This is a genomic window from Leclercia adecarboxylata, assembly GCF_023639785.1.
Taxonomy (GTDB): Bacteria; Pseudomonadota; Gammaproteobacteria; order Enterobacterales; family Enterobacteriaceae; genus Enterobacter; species Enterobacter adecarboxylatus_D.
The window spans coordinates 1,707,937-1,731,363 of record NZ_CP098325.1 but is presented as its reverse complement, the minus strand read 5'-3'; the positions used below and the strand labels follow the sequence as shown (position 1 = coordinate 1,731,363).

Sequence of the window (23,427 nt, the reverse complement as noted above, 5' to 3'; positions counted from 1 at the left end):
TAAAAGCCGACCCTCGGGTCGGCTTTTTTATTGCATCTGCCCGGGTCTGCGCATCCCCGTAATTTCAGGCATCACTTCTCTCATCATCTCCAGAAAACGACGTAGTCTCGCCGGATAATAGCGCGACCACGGGTAGACCAGATGAACCGGCAACGCGGCTGGCTGCCAGTCAGGCAGGAGATGCACCAGCCTTCCCTCGCGAATATCCGCCTCGACCGTCCAGCTTGACACCACGGCAACGCCGAGCCCCGTAAGTGCGCTTTTACGGGCCACGTACAGGCTATCCGTACTTAATCGCGGCGAGATAGCCACCCGCTGCGGTTGGGATAACTCCTCGCGGAACAACTCAACATGCTGACGATAAAACGTATTGAGGGCCACCCAGGGCAGCGCGGAGAGATCTTCGGGCTTCTCAACAGGGGCGAAGCGCGCAAGCAGTGCCGGGGATGCCACGACGCAGCGCGGCACCTCGGCCAGCAGCACCGACACCGTCGCCGGGTCGATCTCCGCGCCGACCCGGATGGCGCAGTCGATGTTGTCACTCAAAAAATCAGCCGAGCGGTCGTTAAGCATCCACTCCACGTTCAGCCGCGGATAGCGCAACAGAAATTGCGTTAGCGGCTCCAGTAGCTGCTCCTGACCGAAAGCATGCGGCGCACGTACGCGCAGCACCCCCACAGGTTCATCTTCCGTCTGCCCCACTTCATCTTCCAGCGCATACCAGCTGTCGATCACCCGCCGGGCATGTTGATAGCACCTTTCGCCGTCATCGGTCAGCTTCATGGCATGGGTTGTTCGCAGGATCAGGCGCACGCCGAGCAGCGTCTCCAGAGACTGCAAGCGGCGGCTGACGGTCGCCTGGCTGGTTGTCATCTGTACGGCGGCAGCGGAAAGCGAGCCGGTCTCCACGATGCGCACAAAAGTACGCATTAACTCCACCCTGTCTATACGTTCCGAGCGCTTCATTTTTATTCCTGTTATACGTTACGCGTATAAGTGTTTTATCACTGCGCTGGCTACCACCGCAAGCTGGGGTGATTAAGAATAGCGACACACCCGAAATGAGGAATCGCATATGAACACCAGCACCTTAACCCCAGCCGTCAGCCGCTGGATCATTTTTATCCTCGCCATCGGCGCAGGATTTAGCGTCGCCGCCATCTACTATGCTCAGCCGCTGCTGCCGCTGATGGGCTCAGATTTGCATCTCAGTGTTGAAGGGATGGGAATGGTGCCAACCCTCACCCAGGCAGGTTATGCGCTGGGGATCCTGTTCCTGCTGCCACTGGGCGATCGCTACGACCGTCGCACCCTGATAGTAGTAAAAAGCGTCGCCCTGGCGTCGCTGCTTCTGGCCTGTAGCCTGACGGCGCAGATCCACACCCTGTTGCTGGTAAGCCTGCTGATTGGTATGACCGCCACCATGGCACAGGATATCGTCCCCGCTGCGGCTATTCTTGCGCCTCAGGGCAAGCAGGGGAAAACCGTCGGTACAGTGATGACCGGCCTGTTACTGGGGATCCTGCTCTCCCGTACGGTGAGCGGCGTGGTAGGGGAAGCCTTTGGCTGGCGTGTAATGTATCAGCTGGCGGCAGGCAGCATTGCGATCCTCGCCGCCGTGATGTGGTACATTCTGCCCCGCTTCGCGGTACCGTCGAACCTGCGTTATCCGGAGCTGATGCGTTCCATGGCGCATCTGTGGCGCCGCTACCCGGCCCTGCGCCGCGCCGCGCTGGCGCAGGGTTTCCTCTCCATTGCCTTTAGCGCCTTCTGGTCGACCCTGGCGGTCATGCTGATGGAGCATTACGGGCTTGGCAGCGCAGTCGCCGGAGGATACGGTATTGCCGGTGCCGCAGGTGCCCTGGCAGCCCCGCTGGCGGGTGGTCTGGCCGATAAACTGGGGGCGGGTAAAGTCACCCAGCTGGGTGCCGCACTGGTGACCGTCTCCTTCGCGCTGATGTTTTTGATGCCTGCTTTGGGCGTACATGGCCAGCTGATCCTGATTGCCGTCGCCGCCGTCGGCTTTGATCTCGGTCTGCAATCAAGCCTGGTGGCCCACCAGAACCTGGTTTACAGCCTTGAGCCACAGGCCCGTGGGCGCCTGAACGCCCTGCTCTTCACCGGCGTGTTTATCGGGATGGCGCTGGGTTCAGCCCTGGGGAGTCAGCTTTATACGATGGCCGGTTGGCCAGGGGTGATTGCACTGGCGACAATGACAGCTGGCGTGGCGCTGGTTATCCGCATGACCGAAAACGCACGCCCTACATCCTCAGCCGTGCAGAATTCCTGAAAAAAATGCCCAATCCGCAAAACGGATTGGGCACACAGAACATAACCAGTTTCAAGTCATGTCCAAAGGTCAAGACTGTTACTTATTAAGCTGGAAAAGAGACATACCCTGCATGTCGCTGAACGCTTTATAGGATGCCTGCAACGCCGCCTGCTGCATGGTGTAGGACGAAATCGCCGCGTTCCAGTCAACTTCTACAAGATCGCTCATTTGCGTCGACAGTCCTAAGGCGCGATCGCTTCCCAGCGTATCAAGTGATTCGAGTTCCTTCAGTTTTGTCCCCAGATCGGCGCGCACGGTAAGCACGTTATCAAGGGAGTTACGTAAGCCCCGGTTTGCTTTATCAATATCAGCAGCAAACTGGTCAGCTTTCGCCTGATCGCCTTCAACAGGAACTTTAAGGGCTGCAATCGCACTATCGAAAATTTTGAACAGATTCTTTTCCTGCGTGCTGCCTGCAGGTTCCGGCGTCGCATTGCTGGTGAAAGAGGCGAACACTTCGGTGCCTGTGTGGCTGATCTGCATGGTACGTGCGGAATCGACCTGCTGACTGATTGGCGTGGAACCCCCAGTATATGTCCCGCTAGCCTGATCAAATGCAGCGGCGTCAGTTTTATAACCTGCAAAAATGTAGCGTCCGTTACCGTCAGTACTATTTGCCAGGTTCATCAGCTGATCGCGAATACCCTGCAGATCGGTGGCAAGAGAGTTACGATCGCTATCACTCAGGGTGCCGTTACCTGCATAGACGATCTTTTCCTGGGCAGACTGCAACGCTGTGGTCACCTGCCCCAAAATATTCTCTTCCAGCGATACTTTCTGTGTGGCAAAAGAGCGGGCCAGCGTGTACTGGCTGTTCTGCGCCTGGGCCTGCGACACCACCACGGCCTGCGAAGCGGCAATCGGATCGTCAGAAGGACGGTTTACACGTTTGCCGGTGGACATCTGTTCCCCGTACTCCATCCACTTGCTCTGGGAATCGGTGATCCCGCGCATGTTCTGCTGGTACATCATCTGGGTGCTAATACGCATCGTTCACCTCAGCCTTAGCGAATGTTAATTAACGCGTCGAAGAGCGTGCTGGCGGTTTGCAGCACCTGGGCATTGGCCAGATAGTACTGCTGGAAGCGCTGCAGGTTGCCGTACTCTTCGTCGAGGTTAACGCCGGAGATCGACTGCTGCTGGTTGCTCAGCTGCGTCGTCACGTTTGCCTGGGTAGTGCTGCTGGATTTCAGCGTCGCGGTTTTGCTACCGACGGTGCTGACCAGCGAGGCATAGGCATCGTTGAAGCTTTTGTTGCCGCCGACCACTTTGCTGTTCTGTAGATCCAGCAGCGCCTGGCCGTTGCGGTTATCACTTTCACCGCCATCAGGGTCAGAAGCCAGGGCCAGTTTTCCCTCTTCGCTGATCGCCACGTCCATATTTACGATGGCATTAGCGACGGGTTTGATGGTAAAGCTGTCTTTGTTTTTTGCCGCGCCGGAGACGTTAACCTTCAGGCCATCGAAGGAGAGATTTCCATTACCGTCATCGGTGGCAGTGACCGTCGTTTTATCGGACAGGCGGGTGATTTTCCAGCTGGAGCCATCAAACTCCATCTTGTAATCCGTCGCCTGCACTTTGGCAAAGTTGTCCATATCAACCGTCGCTGACACGGCAGCCGTACCGGTATTTTTGCTGTTAGCCAACACTGCAGGCGCGCCGATATCAAATAACTCACCGCCGGGTTTACCTTCTACGTCATAGCCCTTTTCATGCTGGGTATTCATCGCATTCGCGAAGGTGAGCGCCAGCTGGTTGAGGGTGTTGCGTGCCGCATCGAGCTCTTCGGTACGGAAGGACAACATGCCGCCCAGGGAACCGCTGGTCAGCAGTTTTTCCGGGATCTCAACCGGGCCCGAGGTGCCGTCAACAAAGGCCACCGTAGTGCGGGAAGGATCGGCGCTGGATTTTACCGCCGCCAGCTGGTTGGCAGTGCTGCCCTGAACCAGGTTGTAGCCGTTACCGAAGGAGACGTTATAGGTGCCGCTGTCCTGAACGGCGACTTCAACGCCCACGATCTGGTTCAGCTCGCTCACCAGCTGGTCACGCTGATCGAGCAGGTTGTTCGGAGACGCGCCCGCGCCCACGCCGGTCAGACGGGAAATCTGATCGTTCAGGTTAGCAATTTGTTTGGCGTAGTTGTTGATCTGCTCAACGCTGGTGCCGATCGCGGTGTTGATCTGCTTATCCTGATCGCGCAGATACTGATCGTTCACTTTGAACTGATTCACCAGGCCATCAGCTTTGCCCAGTACCGTCTGGCGCGCGGCCGGATCTTCGGCATTGCTGACCAGCGTCTGCAGGCTGCTGAAGAAGTCCTGCATGGTGGTCGCCAGGCTGTTGGTGCTGCCCGACAGAATGTCGTCAATTTTGGACATCTGCTGGTAGCGGGTGGTCAGGGCGCTGCTCTGGTTCTGCGCGGCGCGCAGCTGGTTAGTAATGAATGCATCATATTCGCGCTGGACCCCGGAGACATACACGCCGTTGCCAACCCAACCGCCGCCCGTCAGCGTACTGTTTGAGGCACTCAGCACCGTCGTCTGACGGGTATAGCCCGTCACGTTGTAGCTTGAAATGTTATTACTGGCGGTATTCAGTGCAGCCTGTGCCGCACTGAGGCCACTCATGGCGCTGTTGATCAAACTGGACATGGGGGTTCCTTTTATACTTTCAGACACGAGTCCTGCTGGAGATTATCGGCAGGCTCCAGCCGGACTTGAGAACTTTCAGAACAGATTTTCGATATCGCTGCTGTAGGCTTTGCTGACTTTCTCACCCATCGATTTCAGCTGCTGGATCATGCTGGTCAGCTTGCGGGCATACTGCGGGTCGGTGGCGTAGCCGGCATTCTGCAACGCCTGCGCCCCCTGCTCTGCCGTCGCAGCCTGGGTCACTGCCGCATAGCGCGGGTTACGACTCAGCAGGCCGACATAGTCTGAAAGCGCCTCCAGATACGAGCTGTACACGCGGAATTTGGCTTTGACCTTTTTCGCCTCGCCATTTTCATATTCGGTAGTGGTGATCTCGGTGGTTGGCCCTTTCCAGCTTCCCGATGCCTTAACACCGAAGATGTTGAAGCTCGGCTCGCCGTTCTCGCGGCGGATCTGACGTTGCCCCCAGCCCGACTCCAGCGCCGCCTGGGCGAGGATCAGGTGATGGGGAACCCCGCTCTGCTGGCTGGCAAGACGCGCCGGCAGTGAAAGCTGCGCCAGGAAGTCCTTGCTGTCCCCGGTGAGGGGTTCATCGTTACTTTCAGGCACCTTCGGTACCGCTTTACGCACCATCTGGGTCAGGGCCTGGTTTTGATAGCTGGTCACCCTTTCCAGATCGAACTTCATCGGTACCTGCTGCGGTGCCTCTTCCGGCGGCACGCCCTGGGCGGCCGCCATCTGCTTAACGATCACATCCGCCAGTCCCAGCCCTTTACCGGCGGTCATCTGCTGCGCAATCTGCTGGTCATACATGCTGGTGTACAGACGCGTGGAGTCGCTGCTGAAGATGCCGTCTTTCGGCAGGGCTTCACGCATGCTTTTCAGCATCATCTGGACAAACATCCCCTCCACCTGGCGGGCCACCGGGCGGATATTCCCCGCCGGATCTTTGCCCGCTTTAGACTTCAGTTCGTTGAGCGACTGGGTATCCCAGGCCGCGCTGCTCAGCAGTTTGCTATCGGTCAGCATCAGATAATTTCCACTTTGGCGCGCAGACAGCCCGCGCTCTGCATGGACTGCAGAATCGACATCAGATCCATCGGGGTGGCGCCCAGCGCATTGAGGGCACGGACCACGTTGTTCAGGTTGGCGCTGGAGCGCACGCTCTGCAGCGAGCCGCCGCTCTGACGTAAATCAATCTGGGTCTGCGGCGTGACCACCGTTTCACCGCCGCCAAACGGCGTATCCGGCTGGCTGACGTTAGCCGAGCGGTTGACGGTAACAGAGAGGTTGCCCTGCGCCACGGCACAGCTGTCCAGGGTCACCTCACGGTTCATGACCACCGAGCCGGTACGGGAGTTGATAATCACTTTGGCGTCCTGCGGCGTGACGTTCACTTCCATATTCTGGATGTCCGCCAGCAGACGCACCTGGTTGCTGCCACCGCTGGAGACGCGGATCTGCACGGTACGGGCGTCCAGCGCGGTGGCGCTGCCAAAGCCGCGGCCGCGGTTGATGGTGTCCGCAATCTGCTGCGCCATGGTGAAGTCGTCCTGGTTCAGCTGCAGGTTGATGGTGTTGCCGGTGCCAAACTGGGTCGGCAGCTCACGTTCGATGACGGCCCCGTTAGTTATACGCCCGCCGTTAAGCTGGTTAACCTGCACGCTGCTGCCGCCTGCGGAGGCACCCGCCCCGCCGACGAGGATGTTCCCTTGCGCCAGGGCATACACCTGGCTGTCGACCCCTTTCAACGGAGTCATCAGCAGCGTACCACCGCGCAGGCTTTTCGCGTTACCCATGGAGGAGACCACCACGTCGATGGTTTGTCCCTGGCGCGCGAAGGCCGGGAAAGAGGCGGTGACCATAACCGCCGCCACGTTTTTCAGCTGCATGTTAGTCCCTGCCGGCACGGTAATGCCGAGCTGGGAGAGCATGTTGTTCAGGCTCTGGGTGGTGAACGGCGTCTGGGTGGTCTGGTCACCCGTACCGTCCAGTCCCACGACCAGACCGTAACCGATCAGTGAGTTTTCCCGCACGCCCTGTACGCTTGTGAGATCGCGAATACGGTCGGCCTGGGCACAGGTTGCCACCAGCACCAGCAGGAATCCGAAGAGGGATTTAAACATAGGTCACCTCGATTACATCGGTGATAGGTTAAGGAAGAAACGCTGCAACCAGCCCATATTCTGCGCTTCGTTGATGTAGCCGTTGCCGACGTACTCAATGCGCGCATCGGCCACCTGGGTGGACGGTACGGTGTTGGAGCCGCTGATGGTGCGAGGGTTAACCACACCGGAGAAGCGAATGAATTCAGTGCCCTGGTTGATGGCGATCTGTTTTTCACCCACGACATGTAAATTGCCGTTCGCCAGCACCTGGTCGACGGTGACCGTCAGGGTGCCGCTAAAGGTGTTGCTGGCATTGGCGCCGCCTTTACCGTTAAAGGAGTTGCCGCCAGACGCCTCGGCATCGGCTCGCGCATTACCGAAGAGGCCTTCGAGATAGCGTGGCACAGTGTCGAAGCCAAAATTGGTTTTCCCGTCGCGGCTGGCATTCGCCGACGAGCTTTTACTGGCGCTGACGTTTTCCTGTAGCTGGATGGTCAGGGTATCGCCGATATTACGTGGGCGACGGTCTTCAAACAGCGGCTGATAACCGTAGTTAATCGGCTGCGCGGTCTGGAAAATGGAGCCATTCACTACCGGCGTCGGGCCAGGAATGGGTTGGGCGGAGGTCGCACCCTGCACCAGGGGTTGAGACGGAACCCAGGCGCAACCGCTGAGGGTCACGGCCAGGAGTGTCACTATCGGATAACGAATCGCCGCGTGTTTTTGCATTGCCTTCATCTTCGAAAACAGGGAGCCGGTGCGGCGCGAACCGCACCGGACTACACCTTAAAGTTGCGTCAGTTTCTGCAGCATCTGGTCGGTCGTTGACACTGCTTTACTGTTAATTTCGTACGCGCGTTGCACCTGGATCATGTTCACCAGCTCTTCCGCGACGTTGACGTTTGAGGTTTCCACATACCCCTGATACAGCAGACCTGAACCGTTCAGGCCCGGCGTGCTCTCGTTCGGCGCACCGGAGGACTGCGTTTCGATGTACAGGTTCTCACCGATGCTTTCCAGACCGGTGTCGTTCATGAAGGTGGTCAGGTTAAGCTGGCCGACCTGCACCGGCGCGGCCTGGCCCTGCTGGGTCACGCTCACGATCCCGTCACGTCCGATGGTGATGCTCAGGGCGTTCGCCGGAATGGTGATCGCCGGTTGCACCTGGAAACCGCCTGCGGTCACCAGCTGGCCGTTCTGATCCACCTGGAACGAACCGTCACGGGTGTAGCCAGAGGTGCCGTCCGGGAGCTGAACCTGGAAGAAGCCCTGGCCTTTGATCGCCACGTCTTTGCTGTTGTTGGTCTGGGACAGGTTGCCCTGGCTGTGCAGACGCTCGGTTGCCACCGGGCGAACACCGGTACCTATCTGCAGGCCGGAAGGCAGCGTAGTCTGTTCAGACGACTGCGCCCCTGGCTGGCGGATGGTTTGATAAAGCAAATCTTCGAAAACGGCACGCTGGCGCTTAAACCCGTTGGTGCTGACGTTCGCCAGGTTGTTGGCGATGACATCCATATTGGTTTGCTGCGCGTCGAGACCCGTTTTCGCGATCCATAAAGAACTGATCATATGAAGTCCTGTTAACTCATTGACAGCAGTTGGTTGGCGCGACCGGCGTTTTCATCAACGCTGGAAATCACCTTCATCTGCATTTCAAAACGGCGTGCGCTGGCGATCATGTCGGTCATCGCGGTCACCGGCTTAACGTTACTGCCTTCCAGCACGCCAGACATCACGCGAATGGTGGGGTCTGCCTGTAACGTCGCGCCACGGGTAGCCTGCGCCGCCTGGGTCAGACGGAACATGCCGTCGTCGCCACGCTGCACTTCGAAGCCTTCAGCTTTTACCAGCTTCAGGCGGCCAACCGGGGCCACGGTGTTCGGCGGATCGCCCGGGTTCAGGGCGGAGATAGTACCGTCTGCCGCGATGGTGATCTCCGAGCCTTCCGGCACGACGATCGGGCCGCCTTCACCGATAACCGGACGTCCCTGGATGGTCAGTTGCCCGACCGAATCCACCTGGATGTTCCCGTTACGGGTGTAGCCTTCGCCGCCGTCGGCGGTCTCAACCGTCAGCCAGCCGTCCTGCTGCAGCGCCACGTCGAGCGGGCGCGAGGTGTAATCCATCTGCCCCGGCGTCATATCGGCGCCCGGGGTGGATGCGGTGACCAGGGTACGCGTTGGCAGGGAGAGCCCTTCCACCGGCACGGCGCGCATTGCATTAAGCTGCGCACGAAAACCCGGCGTGGAGGCGTTCGCCAGGTTACTGGCGGTCACGGCCTGCTGGTTGAGCGTCTGACTGGCCGCGCCCATCGCGGTATATATTGCGTGATCCATTAAGCTATCCCGTCAGCCACTTAGCGGAGGTTAACCAGCGTGTTGAGGATCTGATCCTGGGTTTTGATGGTCTGCGCGTTAGACTGGTAGTTACGCTGCGCGACGATCATATTGACCAGTTCTTTACTCAGATCGACGTTGGAGGCTTCCAGCGCGCCGTTGGTCAGGGTACCGAAGTTACCGGAACCCGCAGTGCCCAGCAGCGCCACGCCTGATGACTGGGTGGCAGACCAGACGTTGTTACCTTCGGACTGCAGGCCTTCGTTGTTGGCGAAGTTAGCCAGCACGATCTGACCCAGAACCTGATTTTGTTCGTTGGAGTAGTTACCCACCACGGTGCCGTCATCGTTGATCTGATAGCTCACCAGGTCGCCCGGCTTGTAGCCGTTCTGGTTAGTCGCCACGATGTTATTCGCCCCGGTGTTCTGCTGCATGGAGTTCAGGAAGCTCAGGGAGAAAGTCACCGGTAGCGCACCGCTCAGGGGATCGGTGGTCACGTTGATGGCCGGGTTGGCATTTGCCGTGGCGCTCATCGTCCAGGTTTCCGGCGTGGTGCCCAGGGCGGTGTAGTTATACACGCCTTCCAGGTTACCGTTGCTGTCGAAGCTCATCTGGGCAGATTTGGTGATCTTGCCGTTCGCCACGCTGCCATCCTGTGAATAGACATCCCACTTGTTGTCTGCCGTTTTCACGTAGTAGACATACATGTTGTGGGCGTTACCCTGGTTGTCATAAACGGTGATGGTGCCTTTTTTATTGAAGCTGTCTGAATCCGGGTTGGCGTTTGTTACGTCAAACGGAATGGTCGGCACGCTGTCCGTAGAGTTCAGGTTGATCTGCTGGGCCGCGGTGGTGGTCGCTTTTGCCGCCATCAGGTTGTTTGGAATGGTGATCGGCTGTGGGTTCGCACCGGTCTGTACCGTTGGCGGGGTGCCGCCTGCCGGATAGCCCGTTACCTGCAGGCCCTGCATGTTCACCAGGTTGCGGTTTTCGTCCAGGCTGAACTGGCCGTTACGGCTGTAGTAGACCGAACCGTTGCTGTCGAGCATACGGAAGAAACCGTTCTGGCTGATCGCTACGTCCAGACCACGACCGGTGTTGGTGGTGGTACCGTCAGCGAAGTCCTGGGTGATGCCAGCGACTTTTACGCCCAGACCCACCTTGGAGCCGGCGAACATATCTGCAAACGACGCGCTACCGGACTTAAAGCCATAGGTCGCGGAGTTGGCAATGTTGTTACCAATGACGTCGAGGTTAGTGGCTGCAGCATTCAGGCCGCTGACCGCTTGTGAAAAGGCCATTTGTTACTCCTGATTAAAGGTTAAGGCTTAAATAATCTGCCGAACTTCGTCGAGCGTAGTCGTACCGTAAGTCCCCAGATCCAGCGTGTTACCGCTGCTGCTGCGGATCACGCCCTGCACCATCGCGAACTGCAGTGGCTGGGCCACCAGCTGCGTGCTGCCACTGCTGGCGGAAATGGCAACGTTATAAGAGCCGTTTGGCGCACTGCTGCCATCGGTCATCGTGCCATCCCAGGTAAAGGTGTGAACCCCGGCTTTCAGTTCGCCGATATCAATGGTGCGAACCACCGCACCGTTTTTATCGGTGATGGTGGCGGTCACTTTGTCGGCGCTCTGCTGCAGCTCAACGCCAAACGGCGTGGTGGAAGTGGTGCTGGTGCCGTCGGTGGTGCTGCTGCCCGCCAGAACGGTGGAGCCTGGGATCATCACGCCATGACCAATCAGGGTGCTGGCCTGCATCGACTGGCTGCTGTCGATCTGCCCGGAAATGGAACCCAGGGTGGTGTTGAGCTTCTCGATGCCGCTCACCGTACTGATCTGCGCAAGCTGCGTGGTCAGTTCGTTGTTCTGCATCGGGTTGGTTGGATCCTGGTTTTTCAGCTGCGCGACCAGCAGCGTCAGGAAGCTGCTCTGCAGATCGGAAGCATTACTTCCGGTCAGGGAGCTGCTGCCCGTGGCGCCGGAAACGCCCGTGGTCGCCGACCTGTCATTTACATTAACGGCAATGGACATTGATCTCTCCTTTACTGGCCCAGAGTGAGCGTTTTAAGCATCATGCTCTTCACGGTGTTCAGCACTTCTACGTTGGCCTGGTAGCTGCGGGACGCTGACATGGTATTTACCATCTCGCCGACCACATCCACGTTCGGCATCTTGACGTAGCCATTGGCGTCAGCCAGCGGATTGCCCGGCTCATACACCAGTTTGTCCGGTGCCTGGCTCTCAATCACATTGGCGACTTTTACCCCGCCGGTTTGCGCACCCGGTGCAGCATCCACCTGGAACACAACCTGCTTAGCGCGATAGGGTTGCCCGTCCGGGCCGGCCACGCTGTCGGCGTTCGCCAGGTTACTGGCGGCAACGTTCAGACGTTTGGATTGCGCGGTCAGCGCTGAACCCGCGATATCAAAGATATTGAGCAAAGCCATTACTGGTTGCCTCCTTGCAGAACATTCATCATGCCTTTAATCTGCCCGCCGAGAACGGTCAGTCCCATCTGGTACTTCAGGCTGTTATCGGCGAACTGGGTACGCTCCCGGTCCATGTCGACGGTGTTGCCGTCCAGGGATGGCTGATCGGGAACGCGATAAAGTAAATCGATATTCGGGGTGGTCACGGTCTCTGCGGGAATGTGGCGTGCAGAGGTCAGCGCGAGGGCGACACCGCTATTTTCGGCCCGTCCGCGCTCCATCACTTTCTTTAATTCACTGGAAAAATCGATATCACGCGCCTGAAACCCGGGGGTATCAGCGTTTGCGATATTGGCGGCCAGAATCTCCTGACGCTGGGCGCGTAAGTTGAGCGCTTCCTGCTGAAAACGTAGCGCGGCGTCGAGTTTATCGAGCATGTCTCCTCCGCTGATGGCAAAATTTCAGTAGATAGCTTAAATCTCACCCCATCTCCTTCATCGACGGAATAAGCGCAAAATGCGTCGCTATTTATTGCGTTGATGCCAAACCGCTACAGGTAGAATTCTGCTCATCATTCAACCGACGGTAACGGGCGATATGGCACTTAAACGTGGTTTGACCGCAACCCTGCTCCTGTGGAGCACACTCTCACAGGCACAGGATCTCGACGCCCAGCTGACGGCCTTCTTTGCCCAGCGGCTGGCGGGATTCAGCGATGAGGTTTCGGTCCAGGTCCGCACGCCAGCCAACATGCGTCCTTCCTGCGAGATGCCTGCATTCAGCGTCCTCGGCAACACCAGGTTGTGGGGCAACGTCAGCGTCAGGGCACAATGTGGTAATGAAAAACGGTTTATTCAGGTTGCAGTTCAGGCGACGGGCGATTATGTTGTCGCGTCCCGGAGTATCCCCCGGGGCGCCGCCCTGCAGCCGGGGAGCGTGACGCTGAAGCGCGGCAGGCTGGATCAGCTTCCGCCGCGGGCTATTCTGGATATTAACCAGGTGCAAAATGCCGTCACCCTGCGGGATCTGGTGCCGGGGCAGCCGCTGCAGCTGTCGATGCTGCGCCAGTCCTGGCGAATCAAAGCCGGGCAGCGGGTAATGGTGATCGCCAGCGGCGACGGCTTTAGCGTCAACGGTGAAGGCCAGGCACTGAATAACGCAGCGGTTGCGCAGAATGCACGGGTCAGGATGACATCGGGCCAAGTGGTGAGCGGAACGGTCGATACGGATGGGAATATTCTGATTAACCTGTAATCTTTTTAAAGATTGTGCGGCGGCTGCCGATAAACAAGTAACAAATGATGATGTCAGGCGCCAACGCCGCGAACCCTCGATGAGGACAACATAATGAGCATTGATCGTACATCGCCCCTTAAGCCGGTTAGCCCTGTACAACCGCGCGAGCTGAATGACACTGCCCCTGCAAAGACTCGCTCGCAGAAATCGGCGACCGCCAACAGCACCAGCGTCACGCTGAGCGATGCCCAGGCGAAACTGATGCAGCCTGGCAGTAACGATATCAACATGGAACGTGTTGAAGCGCTGAAAACCGCCATCCGCAATGGCGAGCTGAAAATGGATACCAGTAAAATCGCTGATGCGCTGATCCAGGATGCGCAAAGTTTCTTAGAGTAATCACCGTATGAGTCGTCTGACGGAAATAATGGATCAAATGACGGTCGTGCTGAACGACCTGAAAACGGTGATGGACGCCGAACAACAGCAGCTCTCTGCCGGAAATGTTCACGGCAGCGCGCTGCAGCGCATTACAGAAGACAAAAGCTCCCTGCTGGCGACGCTGGACTACCTTGAACAGCAGCGACGCAGCGAGCAATCCGCGCGCCACAGTGCAAATGATGATGTCGTCGATCGCTGGCAAACTATTACTGAAAAAACGCAGCATCTGCGCGATCTGAATCAGCACAACGGGTGGTTACTGGAGGGGCAAATCCTTCGTAACCAGCAGGCGCTTGAGGTACTTAAGCCGCATCAGGAGACGGGACTGTATGGCGCCGATGGCCAGACGGCCAGCTCACGCCCTGGCGGGAAGAAATTTTCGATTTAATCAGGCGATAGCGATAAAAAAGGGAGCACCGACAGGCGCTCCCTTTTTTTATGCCGTACGGCGGGCGAACTCTTTGACCTTAAAGCCCAGCACCGCCAGCGTGGCGAAGTAAGCCACCACACCCACCAGCACCACGGCCATCAGGCGCAGGAGACGATATGGCATGGTGCCCAGCGACCACTCCGGCATGACGTACAGCATCCCCACCAGCGCCGCCGCCATGACCAGCACGGCAATGACCAGACGCAACAGGAAGCTCGACCAGCCCGGCTGCGGGGTAAAGATCTGCTGTTTGCGCAGCTGCCAGTAGAGCAGCCCGGCATTGAGACAGGCCGCCAGACCGATGGACAACGACAGACCGGCATGCTTCAGCGGGCCGATAAAAGCCAGGTTCATTATCTGGGTCATGATCAGCGTCACGATGGCGATTTTCACCGGTGTCTTGATGTCCTGACGCGAGTAGAAGCCCGGCGCCAGCACTTTCACCACGATAAGTCCCATCAGCCCCACCGAGTAGGCGACCAGCGCCCGCTGGGTCATGGCGGCATCAAAAGCGGTAAATTTACCGTACTGGAACAGGGAGACGGTGAGCGGTTTCGCAAGGATCCCCAGCGCCACCGCGCTTGGCAGCGCCAGCAGGAAGCAAAGGCGTAATCCCCAGTCCATCAGGCGACAGTACTCATCGTGGTTGCCGCTGGCGAAACTGCGGGAGAGCGAAGGCAGCAAAATAGTGCCCAGCGCCACGCCCAGCACCCCGGACGGGAACTCCATCAGGCGGTCAGCGTAGTACATCCACGAGACCGACCCGGAGACAAGGAACGAGGCAAAAATGGTATTGATGATCAGCGAAATCTGGCTTACCGAGACGCCGAGGATCGCGGGCCCCATCTGCTTAACCACCCGCATCGCCCCGGCATCGCGCAGGTTAATGCGCGGCAGCACCAGCATGCCGATCTTCTTCAGGTGCGGCAGCTGATACGCCAGCTGCAGCACGCCCCCCACCGTCACCGCCCAGGCCAGCGCCAGTACCGGCGGATGGAAGTGCGGGGCGGCAAAGAGCGCAAAGCCGATCATGCTGACGTTCAGAAACGTTGGCGCAAACGCCGGGACCGAAAAACGGTTCCAGGTATTGAGGATGGCCCCGACCAGCGACGCCAGCGAGATCAGCAGAATATAAGGAAAGGTGATACGCAGCAGCTGCGAGGTCAGGGCAAACTTGTCGGCGGTATCGGCAAACCCTGGCGCGGTGACCATGATCACCCAGGGCGCTGCCAGCATCCCGATCACCGTGACGATCGCCAGCGCGAGGGTCAGCAGTCCCGACACATAGGCGACAAACACTCTGGTGGCGTCTTCGCCCTGCTTGCTTTTGTATTCCGCCAGGATCGGCACAAAGGCCTGCGAAAACGCGCCTTCGGCAAAAATTCGGCGCAGCAGGTTGGGCAGTTTAAAAGCAACAAAAAAGGCGTCAGTCGCCATCCCTGCGCCAAAGACCCGCGCCACAATGGCGTCGCGCGCAAAACCCAGCACGCGCGAAAACATGGTCATCGAGCTGACGGCGGCCAGCGATTTTAATAGGTTCATTAACGTGAGCTTCCACTACCTGAAACAAAACGCCTGCAAAGCAGGCGTAATTTCGCCGGGTAGCGCGGTGCTTACCCGGCCTGGAAAACGCAAAACGCGCCTAGTCTACTCGTAAAAACAGGAATTGCTATGGGCAGATGTTACAGCGGGTTATTCACTCATGGCATCGCGCCAGAGCTTTTCCACGATGCGCTGGGCGCGGATCGCCTGTTCGCCCGAGGTTTCAGGAACCGTCTGATTTTGCACGCATTCGATAAAGTGACGCGCGCAGCCCGCGAAACCGCGCTGCTCCAGGGTGCTTTGCCAGCCCGGTATCGCTGGCGTGACAATACCCGCCCCCCGCTCCTCGCGCCATTCGCGCATGTCGGTCACATCCAGCAGCGCGCCGTCAGTGACCGCCTGAACCCACTCCCGCTGGCTGCCCGCCCGACGGTGCATGGAGGTGGTCACCTGCAGCGTGCCCGCGCTGAAATGGTGCTCGGCATAGACCATCGCCCCCTGCTCATTGGTCTGCAGCGTGCCGCCGGTCAGCTGGGCGTCATCCCCGGCCAGCCAAAGTGCAGTGTCCACCACATGCAGATAATCATCGAGCAGGGTAAAACGCAGATCGCCAGGCCCGACACTGTCGGCGCGATGCTTGTCCATCCGCAGTGATGCCGCCCCCACCAGCCCGCTTTTCAGCTGCTGATAGAGCGGCGCAAAGCGACGGTTAAAGCCAACCATCAGGGTCAGTTTCTTCTGCGCGGCAAGGTCAATCAGCCGCTCGGCGTCGGCCAGATTGTCCGCCAGGGGTTTATCGACACAGACATGCACCCCGGCATGCAGCAGCTCGCTGACCACCTGATAGTGGGTGGCGGTAGAGGTGTGGACAAAGACCGCATCACAGGCGCGGGCCAGATCCTGCAACGATTCGAAGTAAGGCATGCGTACCGACTCGCAGATCCTGAGCGCCTTATCCCGCGACGGCGACCAGGCGCCCTGCAACGTCCAGTCTGACGCGGCGCTCAGTACCGGCAGCCAGGCTTTCTGGGCAATACCGCCCAGCCCTACTACGCCCACACGTAATTTTGTCACCGTTAATCCCCCAGATGTGCCAGCAGCGAATCGAGGCGCTGCTTGAGTTCTTCGACTTCGTTTTCCAGCGCTTCAACGCGGGCCAGTAAGGTCTCGTCCGTCGCCGGCGCCACGGCTTCCACCGCAGCGACAACGGTTTCAACCTCACCGCTGAACAGATGCATATAGCGGCTTTCACGCTTGCCGGGCTCGCGCGCCAGACGCAGGACAAAGGGACCATCTTCCCGGGCGGCCAGCCCTTCAAGGGTCTGCTCCACTTCCTGCATATCGGCGAACTCATGCATGCGCGCGGCACGGGTGCGCAGCTCGCCTGGCGTCTGTGCCCCCCGCAGCAGCAGGGTAGCGACGATGGCCACTTCTGCGGCGCTCAGCTTCAGGGCACCAAACTCAGAGTTGCAAAAACGCTGCTCATATTTGGTGACCCGATTGCCGAAACCGCTGACGGTGCGCAGGTAGTGGCGTTTGACGAGCGCATCAAGCTGCTCCTGTACCTCATGTTCGGCAAGGTTCATCACCGGTTCACGGTTGGTTTTCTGGTTGCAGGCCAGGGTGACGGCATTCACCGAGAGCGGATACTGTTCCGGGGTGGTGACCTGCTTTTCCAGCAGGCAGCCGATGACGCGCGCTTCTGTGGCGGTTAATTGATATTTCATCTCTGTTCCTTAGCGCGCCGCGCTCCACTCTTTGGTTGTCAGCGCCGTCAGGACATGATCGCGCCATTCGCCGTCAATCAGCAGGTAGTCTTTGGCGTAGCCCTCTTTTTCAAATCCGAGGCGCGCCAGCAGGTCGCCGCTGCGCTGGTTGTGCGGCATATAGTTGGCCATAATGCGGTGCATATGTTGGGTACGCTGCATATAGCGGATCGCCGAGGTCAGCGCCTCGAACATCAGGCCCTGCCCCTGCCATTTTTGTCCGATGGAGTACCCCAGATAGCAGGCGTGAAAGGATCCCCGCACCACGTTAGAGAAGTTGGCGATGCCGACGATCTCTTTTTCATCGGGATCCAGCAGGGCAAAATAGAACGCCGAGCCCTGCTTGTGAAACTCGGCAATCATGCTCAGCCGGGCCTGCCAGCCGGAAGGATAGCAATGGCTCTCATCCCGCACGGGTTCCCAGGGTTTTAAAAACTGACGATTTTCAGCGTAGTAGTCCGCCAGACGCCAGGCATCACGCTCATGGACGAGGCGAACCACCAGCCGGTCGGTCGTCAGGCGTACTTTCGGCACATTACTGCGATAGCCAAACATGGATACAGCTCCTTCATGTTACAACCTTGACCCGTTAGCTTTACTATACCTGCGCCGCTGCCTTCTGGGAAAACAGTGACATACCATTTTGAAGACTTTTCACATTTTTCGATGAAAAGCCTCTATCAAAGTACCCTTTTGATAAAAAAATATTGTCGCCTGCGCGGTGGGAAAAAACCTGCCGACATCGCAGAATATTAGCGCGCTCATTATCTTGATACCCTAAATAATTCGAGTTGCAGGAAGGCGGCGACGCAGCGGATCCCCTGGAGCTTACTCCGGTAAGTGACAGGGGTGAGCGCAGACAAACTGGCATAGCCAGTTTGAACAGCGCTTGCGCTGGCCCCAAAGGGGCGAGGCCATGGGCCGAGTCATGCCAACGCACCGGCAACCTGAAGTATGACGGGTCTATTTCCCTGGAGGGGAAATGTCCCATATCTCACAGGCCCGGAGCCTGGGTAAATATTTCCTGCTTGTCGATAACATGCTGGTTGTACTCGGCTTTTTTGTCGTTTTCCCGCTCATTTCGATTCGTTTTGTCGATCAGATGGGCTGGGCGGCATTAATGGTCGGCATTGCGCTGGGATTGCGCCAGTTCGTTCAGCAGGGGCTGGGGGTGTTCGGCGGCGCGATTGCCGACCGCTTTGGCGCGAAACCGATGATCGTTACCGGCATGCTGCTGCGGGCGGCGGGTTTTGCCACCATGGCGATCGCCCACGAGCCCTGGCTGCTGTGGGTCTCCTGTATTGTCTCCGGGCTTGGCGGCACCCTCTTCGACCCGCCGCGTACGGCGTTAGTGGTCAAACTGATCCGCCCCCAGCATCGCGGGCGCTTTTTCTCGCTGCTGATGATGCAGGACAGTGCGGGTGCGGTGGTGGGAGCGCTGCTGGGAAGCTGGCTGCTGCAGTATGATTTCCGCCTGGTCTGCGCCACTGGCGCGGTGCTGTTTATCCTGTGCGCGGCCTTTAACGCCTGGCTCCTGCCCGCCTGGAAACTCTCCACCGTCAAAGCGCCGGTGCGGGAAGGGCTGGACCGGGTCTGGCGCGACAAACGCTTTATCACCTACGTGCTGACGCTGGCGGGTTATTACATGCTGGGAGTCCAGGTGATGCTGATGCTGCCGATCATGGTCAACGATGTTGCTGGCTCGCCGACGGCCGTGAAGTGGATGTACGCCATTGAGGCCTGTCTCTCCCTCACCCTGCTCTACCCGATTGCCCGCTGGAGCGAAAAACGCTTCCGCCTTGAACACCGCCTGATGGCCGGTCTGTTGGTGATGTCTCTGAGCATGCTGCCTATCGGGATGGTCAGCTCGCTGCAGCAGCTGTTTATCCTGATATGCACCTTCTACATTGGATCTGTCATTGCAGAGCCCGCCCGTGAAACGCTGAGCGCGCAGCTGGCGGATGCCCGTGCGCGAGGCAGCTATATGGGCTTTAGCCGTCTCGGGCTGGCGATTGGCGGCGCGCTGGGCTATGCCGGTGGCGGCTGGTTATTCGACGCCGGGAAGGCCTTCAACCAGCCTGAGTTACCCTGGGTAATGCTGGCTCTGATTGGGGTGATGACCTTCTTTGCGCTGGGCTGGCAGTTCAGCCACAGGCGCACTGCCCCTGGAATGCTGGAGCCCGGAGCCTGACTGAGCCTCAGGCATAATTCCTGTTCTTCAGCGTAATCAGTTTTTTCTGCTGGTCTGGCTGGCTGTCCCCTGACATACTGGCGCGTCAGGATTGAAGCGCTGACATTATGTCGAGGAAAACCATGAAAAAATTTGTTATTGCCACTGCGTTGATCATCAGCGGCCTGCTGGTTGGTTGTAATCAGCTTACCCAGTACACGGTCAGTGAGCAGGAGATCAACCAGGCCCTGCAGAAGCGCAATAACTTTGCGAAAGATATTGGCGTTCCGGGCGTGGCCGATGCGCATATCGTCCTGACCAATCTTGCCAGCCAGATTGGTCGTGAAGAGCCGAACAAAGTGATGCTCTCCGGCGATGCCAGTCTGGACATGACCTCCCTGTTCGGCAGCCAGAAAGCCAATATCAAGCTGAAGTTAAAAGCGCTGCCGGTCTTCAATAAAGATCAGGGGGCTATCTATCTGCAGCAGATGGAGATCACCGACGCGGTCGTGTCTCCGGACAAAATGAAACCTGTCCTGCAGACGTTAATGCCGTACCTGAACCAGTCCCTGCAAAACTACTTTAATCACCAGCCCGCTTACGTCCTGAAAGAAGATAACAGCAAGGGTGAAGCGCTGGCGAAAAAATACGCAAAAGGCATCGAAGTGAAGCCGGGGGAGATTGTGATCCCCTTCGTCGATTAACCTCTGAGGCGCTTCGGCGCCTTTTTTTTACGGAAAAGAGTGCAAACGAAAACGTTTCCCCCTATTCTTTGTGTCCGGCAAAAATCATCTCACTCAGCCGGAGCCTATCCATGACTGTACAATCCCAGGTTTTGAAAATCCGCCGCCCAGACGACTGGCATATCCATCTTCGCGATGGCGATATGCTGAAAACCGTCGTGCCGTATACCAGTGAAATTTATGGCCGCGCGATTGTCATGCCAAACCTGGTGCCGCCAGTCACCACGGTCGACGCGGCGATGGCCTATCGCCAGCGTATTCTTGATGCCGTGCCAGCCGGCCACGATTTTACCCCGCTGATGACCTGTTATCTGACCGATACGCTCGATCCCAATGAGATTGAACGCGGCTTTAACGAAGGGGTCTTTACCGCCGCCAAACTCTACCCGGCCAACGCCACCACCAACTCCAGCCACGGTGTGACCAGCATTGATGCGATTATGCCGGTACTGGAGCGTATGGAAAAACTGGGGATGCCGCTGCTGGTACACGGCGAAGTGACCCATGCCGAGATCGACATTTTCGACCGTGAGGCGCGGTTTATCGACACCGTGATGGAGCCACTGCGCCAGCGTCTGCCGGGGCTGAAAGTGGTGTTTGAGCACATCACCACCAAAGATGCCGCGGAGTACGTGCGCGATGGCAATGAGTTGCTGGCGGCCACCATCACCCCGCAGCATCTGATGTTTAACCGCAACCACATGCTGGTAGGCGGCGTGCGCCCTCACCTGTATTGTCTGCCTATCCTCAAGCGCAACATCCACCAGCAGGCACTGCGTGAGCTGGTCGCCAGCGGCTTTGAGCGCGCTTTCCTCGGTACCGACTCCGCGCCACATGCCCGTCATCGTAAAGAGGCCAGCTGCGGCTGTGCAGGCTGCTTTAACGCCCCGACGGCGCTTGCCAGCTATGCTCAGGTGTTCGACGAGATGAACGCCCTGCAGCACTTTGAGGCCTTCTGTTCCCTGAACGGCCCGCGCTTCTACGGTCTGCCGGTGAATGAAACCTTCGTTGAGCTGGTGCGCGAAGAGAGCAACGTGATGGAGTCGATCGCCCTGACCGACGACACGCTGATCCCGTTCCTCGCAGGTGAAACCGTTCAGTGGACGGTGAAGCGTTAAAAATTGTTTGTCCCCTGTTGTAAGTTCCACAATATAACTGTATAAATAAACAGTATATTACACAGGGGGCAACTATGCGTATCGAAGTGACCATTGCCAGAACAACTGCATTGCCTGCCGGTGCGCTGGACGCCCTGGCGGGTGAACTATCCCGTCGTATAAACCACTCCTTTCCCGAACGCGATGGCGCTGTCACCGTGCGTTATGCGGGGTCAAACAATCTGTCGGTAATTGGCGGCGCAAAAGAAGATAAAGAGCGCATCAGCGAAATTTTACAGGAGACCTGGGAGAGCGCTGACGACTGGTTTATTACCGATTAAATTTTCTCCTTCATTGTGTTTTTTTGCCGGGTCGCCCCGGCTTTTTTTCGTCTCATCAAGCCAGACGCAAATAATCTGTTTGAGTCCATCAAAAATCATCAGCAAGATGGTGTTTTAATGTTCAAACAATCCTAAAAGCGATAAAAAAGTAGTGCTCCCTGTTTCTTTTTCCCTTCAGAACCCTTATTTATTGATATACTGAAATTGCTTCAGAAAAACACGCATTGAACCTCACAGTCGTTGTCTTTTTAACACGTATTCAGGGGGTTATGATGGAAAAGAATAATGAAGTCATCCAGACCCATCCGCTTGTTGGCTGGGATATTAGCACTGTAGATAGCTACGACGCGCTGATGCTGCGTTTGCATTACCAGACCCCAAATCACCCTGACACCGAAGAAGCGGAAGTTGGGCAGACGCTGTGGTTAACCACAGATGTCGCACGCCAGTTTATTTCTATTTTAGAAGCCGGTATTGCAAAAATAGAATCGAGCGACTACCAGGAAAATGAGTATAAGCGGCATTAATACAATGTTGATCCTCACCCCAAAAGGCACCTGACGGTGCCTCATTTATTTCTCCCTTGTATAACCGTCACGTCTTAATTACCCTGCTAACCAACGAAACGCGTAAAGAGATCCCCATGAAATACGACCTTATTATTATTGGCAGCGGATCTGTCGGTTCAGCGGCAGGTTATTACGCAACCCGGGCCGGCCAGAAGGTGCTGATGATCGATGCCCATATGCCGCCCCACACCGAAGGCAGCCATCACGGCGATACCCGTCTGATGCGCCACGCGTACGGTGAAGGTGAGCGCTATGTGCCGCTGGTTTTACGCGCCCAGGCGCTGTGGAATGAACTGGCGCAAATCAGCGGTGAGCCGGTCTTTGAACGCACGGGGGTGGTCAACCTCGGGCCGTCAGATTCCCAGTTTCTGGCAACAGTGGAACAGAGCGCCCGTCAGTTCAGTCTCAACCTCGAACGCCTGGACGCCGCCGCCATCATGAAGCGCTGGCCTGAAATTAACGTCCCTGCAGACTACATCGGTTTGTTTGAAGCCGAATCTGGCGTACTGCGCAGCGAGCTGGCGATTAAAACCTGGATTGCGCTGGCGAAAGACGCCGGTTGTGCCCAGCTGTTTAACTGCCCGGTGACCGCCATTACCCATCATGACGACGGTGTCAACGTCGAAACGCCTGAAGGCCCGTATAGCGCAAGCCGTCTGCTGGTAAGCGCGGGAACCTGGGTTTCGCGTCTGGTGCCAGATCTGCCGGTGCAGCCGGTACGTAAAGTCTTCTCCTGGTTCCAGGCCGACGGACGTTACAGCCACCAGAACCGCTTCCCGGCCTTTACCGGCGAACTGCCGGACGGGGATCAGTTTTACGGCTTCCCGTCCGAGAAGGATGCCCTGAAGATTGGCAAACACAATGGCGGCCAGGTCATCAACGCGCCGGAAGAGCGCAAGCCCTTTGGCGCTTACCCTGGTGATGGCTCCGAAGCCTTTAAATTCCTGCGCAACGTCCTTCCCGGCATCGGCGGCCTGCTGCACGGGGCAGCCTGTACCTATGACAATACCCCGGATGAAGATTTCATCATCGATACGATGCCGGGCCATGACAATACCCTGCTGATCACCGGCCTGAGCGGCCATGGCTTCAAATTCGCCAGCGTGCTGGGTGAGATTGCCGCGCAATTCTCTTTGCAGATCGACCCGCCGTTTGATCTCACGCCTTTCTCCCTGTCGCGCTTTAGCCGATAATGCTGTCAGGCTTCGGATTTCCGAAGCCTTTTATCTATCCT

At 57.7% G+C, this 23,427-nt stretch carries 26 protein-coding genes; 10 read left to right on the top strand and 16 right to left on the bottom strand.

Annotation, left to right across the window (positions count from 1 at the left end):
* Positions 1 to 27: 27 nt before the first annotated feature.
* Positions 28 to 966 (bottom strand): LysR family transcriptional regulator, encoded by a 939-nt coding sequence (locus NB069_RS08105; RefSeq protein ID WP_250588880.1) that lies wholly within the window; start codon positions 964 to 966, stop codon positions 28 to 30.
* 109 nt (positions 967 to 1,075) lie between these two features.
* Here NB069_RS08105 and NB069_RS08100 point away from each other — a divergent pair, with 109 nt between their 5' ends.
* Positions 1,076 to 2,290 carry an MFS transporter gene (locus NB069_RS08100; RefSeq protein ID WP_250588879.1) on the top strand — a complete coding sequence of 405 codons (1,215 nt, stop codon included), beginning with the start codon at positions 1,076 to 1,078 and terminating at the stop codon, positions 2,288 to 2,290.
* Between the two features lie 78 nt (positions 2,291 to 2,368).
* On the opposite strand, the gene flgL is transcribed toward NB069_RS08100, so the two are convergent.
* The 11 genes from flgL to flgB all read right to left on the bottom strand — a co-directional run bounded on the left by flgL (position 2,369) and on the right by flgB (position 12,295).
* Positions 2,369 to 3,322, bottom strand: a complete 954-nt coding sequence (gene flgL / locus NB069_RS08095) for a flagellar hook-associated protein FlgL (protein WP_250588878.1) — start codon at positions 3,320 to 3,322, stop codon at positions 2,369 to 2,371.
* A gap of 14 nt (positions 3,323 to 3,336) precedes the next feature.
* The gene (flgK, locus tag NB069_RS08090) at positions 3,337 to 4,983 is read right to left on the bottom strand and encodes a flagellar hook-associated protein FlgK (protein ID WP_250588877.1); all 1,647 of its coding nucleotides are present in this window, start codon (positions 4,981 to 4,983) and stop codon (positions 3,337 to 3,339) included.
* Positions 4,984 to 5,058: 75 nt separating this feature from the next.
* Positions 5,059 to 6,012 carry a flagellar assembly peptidoglycan hydrolase FlgJ gene (gene flgJ / locus NB069_RS08085; protein ID WP_250588876.1) on the bottom strand — a complete coding sequence of 318 codons (954 nt, stop codon included), beginning with the start codon at positions 6,010 to 6,012 and terminating at the stop codon, positions 5,059 to 5,061.
* Complete coding sequence (locus NB069_RS08080) at positions 6,012 to 7,109, bottom strand: flagellar basal body P-ring protein FlgI (RefSeq protein ID WP_250588875.1); 1,098 nt, start codon at positions 7,107 to 7,109, stop codon at positions 6,012 to 6,014. The genes flgJ and NB069_RS08080 overlap by 1 nt, the downstream gene beginning before the upstream one ends.
* A 12-nt stretch (positions 7,110 to 7,121) precedes the next feature.
* Positions 7,122 to 7,820, bottom strand: coding sequence for a flagellar basal body L-ring protein FlgH (gene flgH, locus NB069_RS08075; protein WP_039028917.1), 699 nt, complete (start codon positions 7,818 to 7,820; stop codon positions 7,122 to 7,124).
* Positions 7,821 to 7,877: 57 nt separating this feature from the next.
* Complete coding sequence (flgG, locus tag NB069_RS08070; RefSeq protein ID WP_039028916.1) at positions 7,878 to 8,660, bottom strand: flagellar basal-body rod protein FlgG; 783 nt, start codon at positions 8,658 to 8,660, stop codon at positions 7,878 to 7,880.
* 11 nt (positions 8,661 to 8,671) lie between these two features.
* Positions 8,672 to 9,427, bottom strand: a complete 756-nt coding sequence (locus NB069_RS08065) for a flagellar basal body rod protein FlgF (protein WP_250588874.1) — start codon at positions 9,425 to 9,427, stop codon at positions 8,672 to 8,674.
* Between the two features lie 20 nt (positions 9,428 to 9,447).
* The gene (gene flgE, locus NB069_RS08060) at positions 9,448 to 10,728 is read right to left on the bottom strand and encodes a flagellar hook protein FlgE (RefSeq protein WP_250588873.1); all 1,281 of its coding nucleotides are present in this window, start codon (positions 10,726 to 10,728) and stop codon (positions 9,448 to 9,450) included.
* Between the two features lie 27 nt (positions 10,729 to 10,755).
* Positions 10,756 to 11,460, bottom strand: a complete 705-nt coding sequence (gene flgD, locus NB069_RS08055) for a flagellar hook assembly protein FlgD (protein ID WP_250588872.1) — start codon at positions 11,458 to 11,460, stop codon at positions 10,756 to 10,758.
* An 11-nt stretch (positions 11,461 to 11,471) separates the two neighbouring features.
* The gene (flgC, locus tag NB069_RS08050) at positions 11,472 to 11,876 is read right to left on the bottom strand and encodes a flagellar basal body rod protein FlgC (RefSeq protein ID WP_250588871.1); all 405 of its coding nucleotides are present in this window, start codon (positions 11,874 to 11,876) and stop codon (positions 11,472 to 11,474) included.
* Positions 11,876 to 12,295 (bottom strand): flagellar basal body rod protein FlgB, encoded by a 420-nt coding sequence (gene flgB, locus NB069_RS08045; protein WP_250588870.1) that lies wholly within the window; start codon positions 12,293 to 12,295, stop codon positions 11,876 to 11,878. The genes flgC and flgB overlap by 1 nt, the downstream gene beginning before the upstream one ends.
* A gap of 160 nt (positions 12,296 to 12,455) precedes the next feature.
* Between flgB and flgA the strand changes: the two genes are divergently transcribed.
* The 3 genes from flgA to flgN all read left to right on the top strand — a co-directional run bounded on the left by flgA (position 12,456) and on the right by flgN (position 13,923).
* Entirely contained in the window at positions 12,456 to 13,112 is a 657-nt protein-coding gene (flgA, locus tag NB069_RS08040; protein WP_250588869.1) for a flagellar basal body P-ring formation chaperone FlgA, read from the top strand.
* Between the two features lie 93 nt (positions 13,113 to 13,205).
* Entirely contained in the window at positions 13,206 to 13,493 is a 288-nt protein-coding gene (flgM, locus tag NB069_RS08035; RefSeq protein ID WP_250588868.1) for a flagellar biosynthesis anti-sigma factor FlgM, read from the top strand.
* Positions 13,494 to 13,500: 7 nt separating this feature from the next.
* A complete protein-coding gene (flgN, locus tag NB069_RS08030) occupies positions 13,501 to 13,923 on the top strand; it encodes a flagella biosynthesis chaperone FlgN (protein WP_250588867.1) in 423 nt (140 codons plus the stop codon).
* Between the two features lie 48 nt (positions 13,924 to 13,971).
* On the opposite strand, the gene murJ is transcribed toward flgN, so the two are convergent.
* From murJ to rimJ, 4 genes are all read right to left on the bottom strand, one after another.
* Complete coding sequence (murJ, locus tag NB069_RS08025) at positions 13,972 to 15,507, bottom strand: murein biosynthesis integral membrane protein MurJ (protein ID WP_250588866.1); 1,536 nt, start codon at positions 15,505 to 15,507, stop codon at positions 13,972 to 13,974.
* 150 nt (positions 15,508 to 15,657) lie between these two features.
* Positions 15,658 to 16,581 carry a Gfo/Idh/MocA family protein gene (locus tag NB069_RS08020; protein ID WP_250588865.1) on the bottom strand — a complete coding sequence of 308 codons (924 nt, stop codon included), beginning with the start codon at positions 16,579 to 16,581 and terminating at the stop codon, positions 15,658 to 15,660.
* A gap of 2 nt (positions 16,582 to 16,583) precedes the next feature.
* A complete protein-coding gene (locus NB069_RS08015; protein WP_250588864.1) occupies positions 16,584 to 17,234 on the bottom strand; it encodes a YceH family protein in 651 nt (216 codons plus the stop codon).
* Between the two features lie 9 nt (positions 17,235 to 17,243).
* Entirely contained in the window at positions 17,244 to 17,828 is a 585-nt protein-coding gene (gene rimJ, locus NB069_RS08010) for a ribosomal protein S5-alanine N-acetyltransferase (protein ID WP_250588863.1), read from the bottom strand.
* Between the two features lie 427 nt (positions 17,829 to 18,255).
* Here rimJ and mdtH point away from each other — a divergent pair, with 427 nt between their 5' ends.
* From mdtH to solA, 6 genes are all read left to right on the top strand, one after another.
* A complete protein-coding gene (gene mdtH / locus NB069_RS08005; protein WP_250588862.1) occupies positions 18,256 to 19,464 on the top strand; it encodes a multidrug efflux MFS transporter MdtH in 1,209 nt (402 codons plus the stop codon).
* 122 nt (positions 19,465 to 19,586) lie between these two features.
* On the top strand, positions 19,587 to 20,147 hold the full coding sequence (locus tag NB069_RS08000) for a lipoprotein (RefSeq protein WP_250588861.1): 561 nt from the start codon (positions 19,587 to 19,589) through the stop codon (positions 20,145 to 20,147).
* Between the two features lie 110 nt (positions 20,148 to 20,257).
* Entirely contained in the window at positions 20,258 to 21,304 is a 1,047-nt protein-coding gene (gene pyrC, locus NB069_RS07995) for a dihydroorotase (RefSeq protein ID WP_250588860.1), read from the top strand.
* A 74-nt stretch (positions 21,305 to 21,378) separates the two neighbouring features.
* Positions 21,379 to 21,624: a DNA damage-inducible protein I gene (gene dinI, locus NB069_RS07990; RefSeq protein WP_138368624.1), complete on the top strand. Its 246-nt coding sequence runs from the start codon at positions 21,379 to 21,381 to the stop codon at positions 21,622 to 21,624.
* Between the two features lie 272 nt (positions 21,625 to 21,896).
* The gene (bssS, locus tag NB069_RS07985; RefSeq protein WP_039032340.1) at positions 21,897 to 22,151 is read left to right on the top strand and encodes a biofilm formation regulator BssS; all 255 of its coding nucleotides are present in this window, start codon (positions 21,897 to 21,899) and stop codon (positions 22,149 to 22,151) included.
* A 116-nt stretch (positions 22,152 to 22,267) separates the two neighbouring features.
* Complete coding sequence (solA, locus tag NB069_RS07980; RefSeq protein ID WP_250588859.1) at positions 22,268 to 23,386, top strand: N-methyl-L-tryptophan oxidase; 1,119 nt, start codon at positions 22,268 to 22,270, stop codon at positions 23,384 to 23,386.
* Positions 23,387 to 23,427 lie beyond the last annotated feature (41 nt).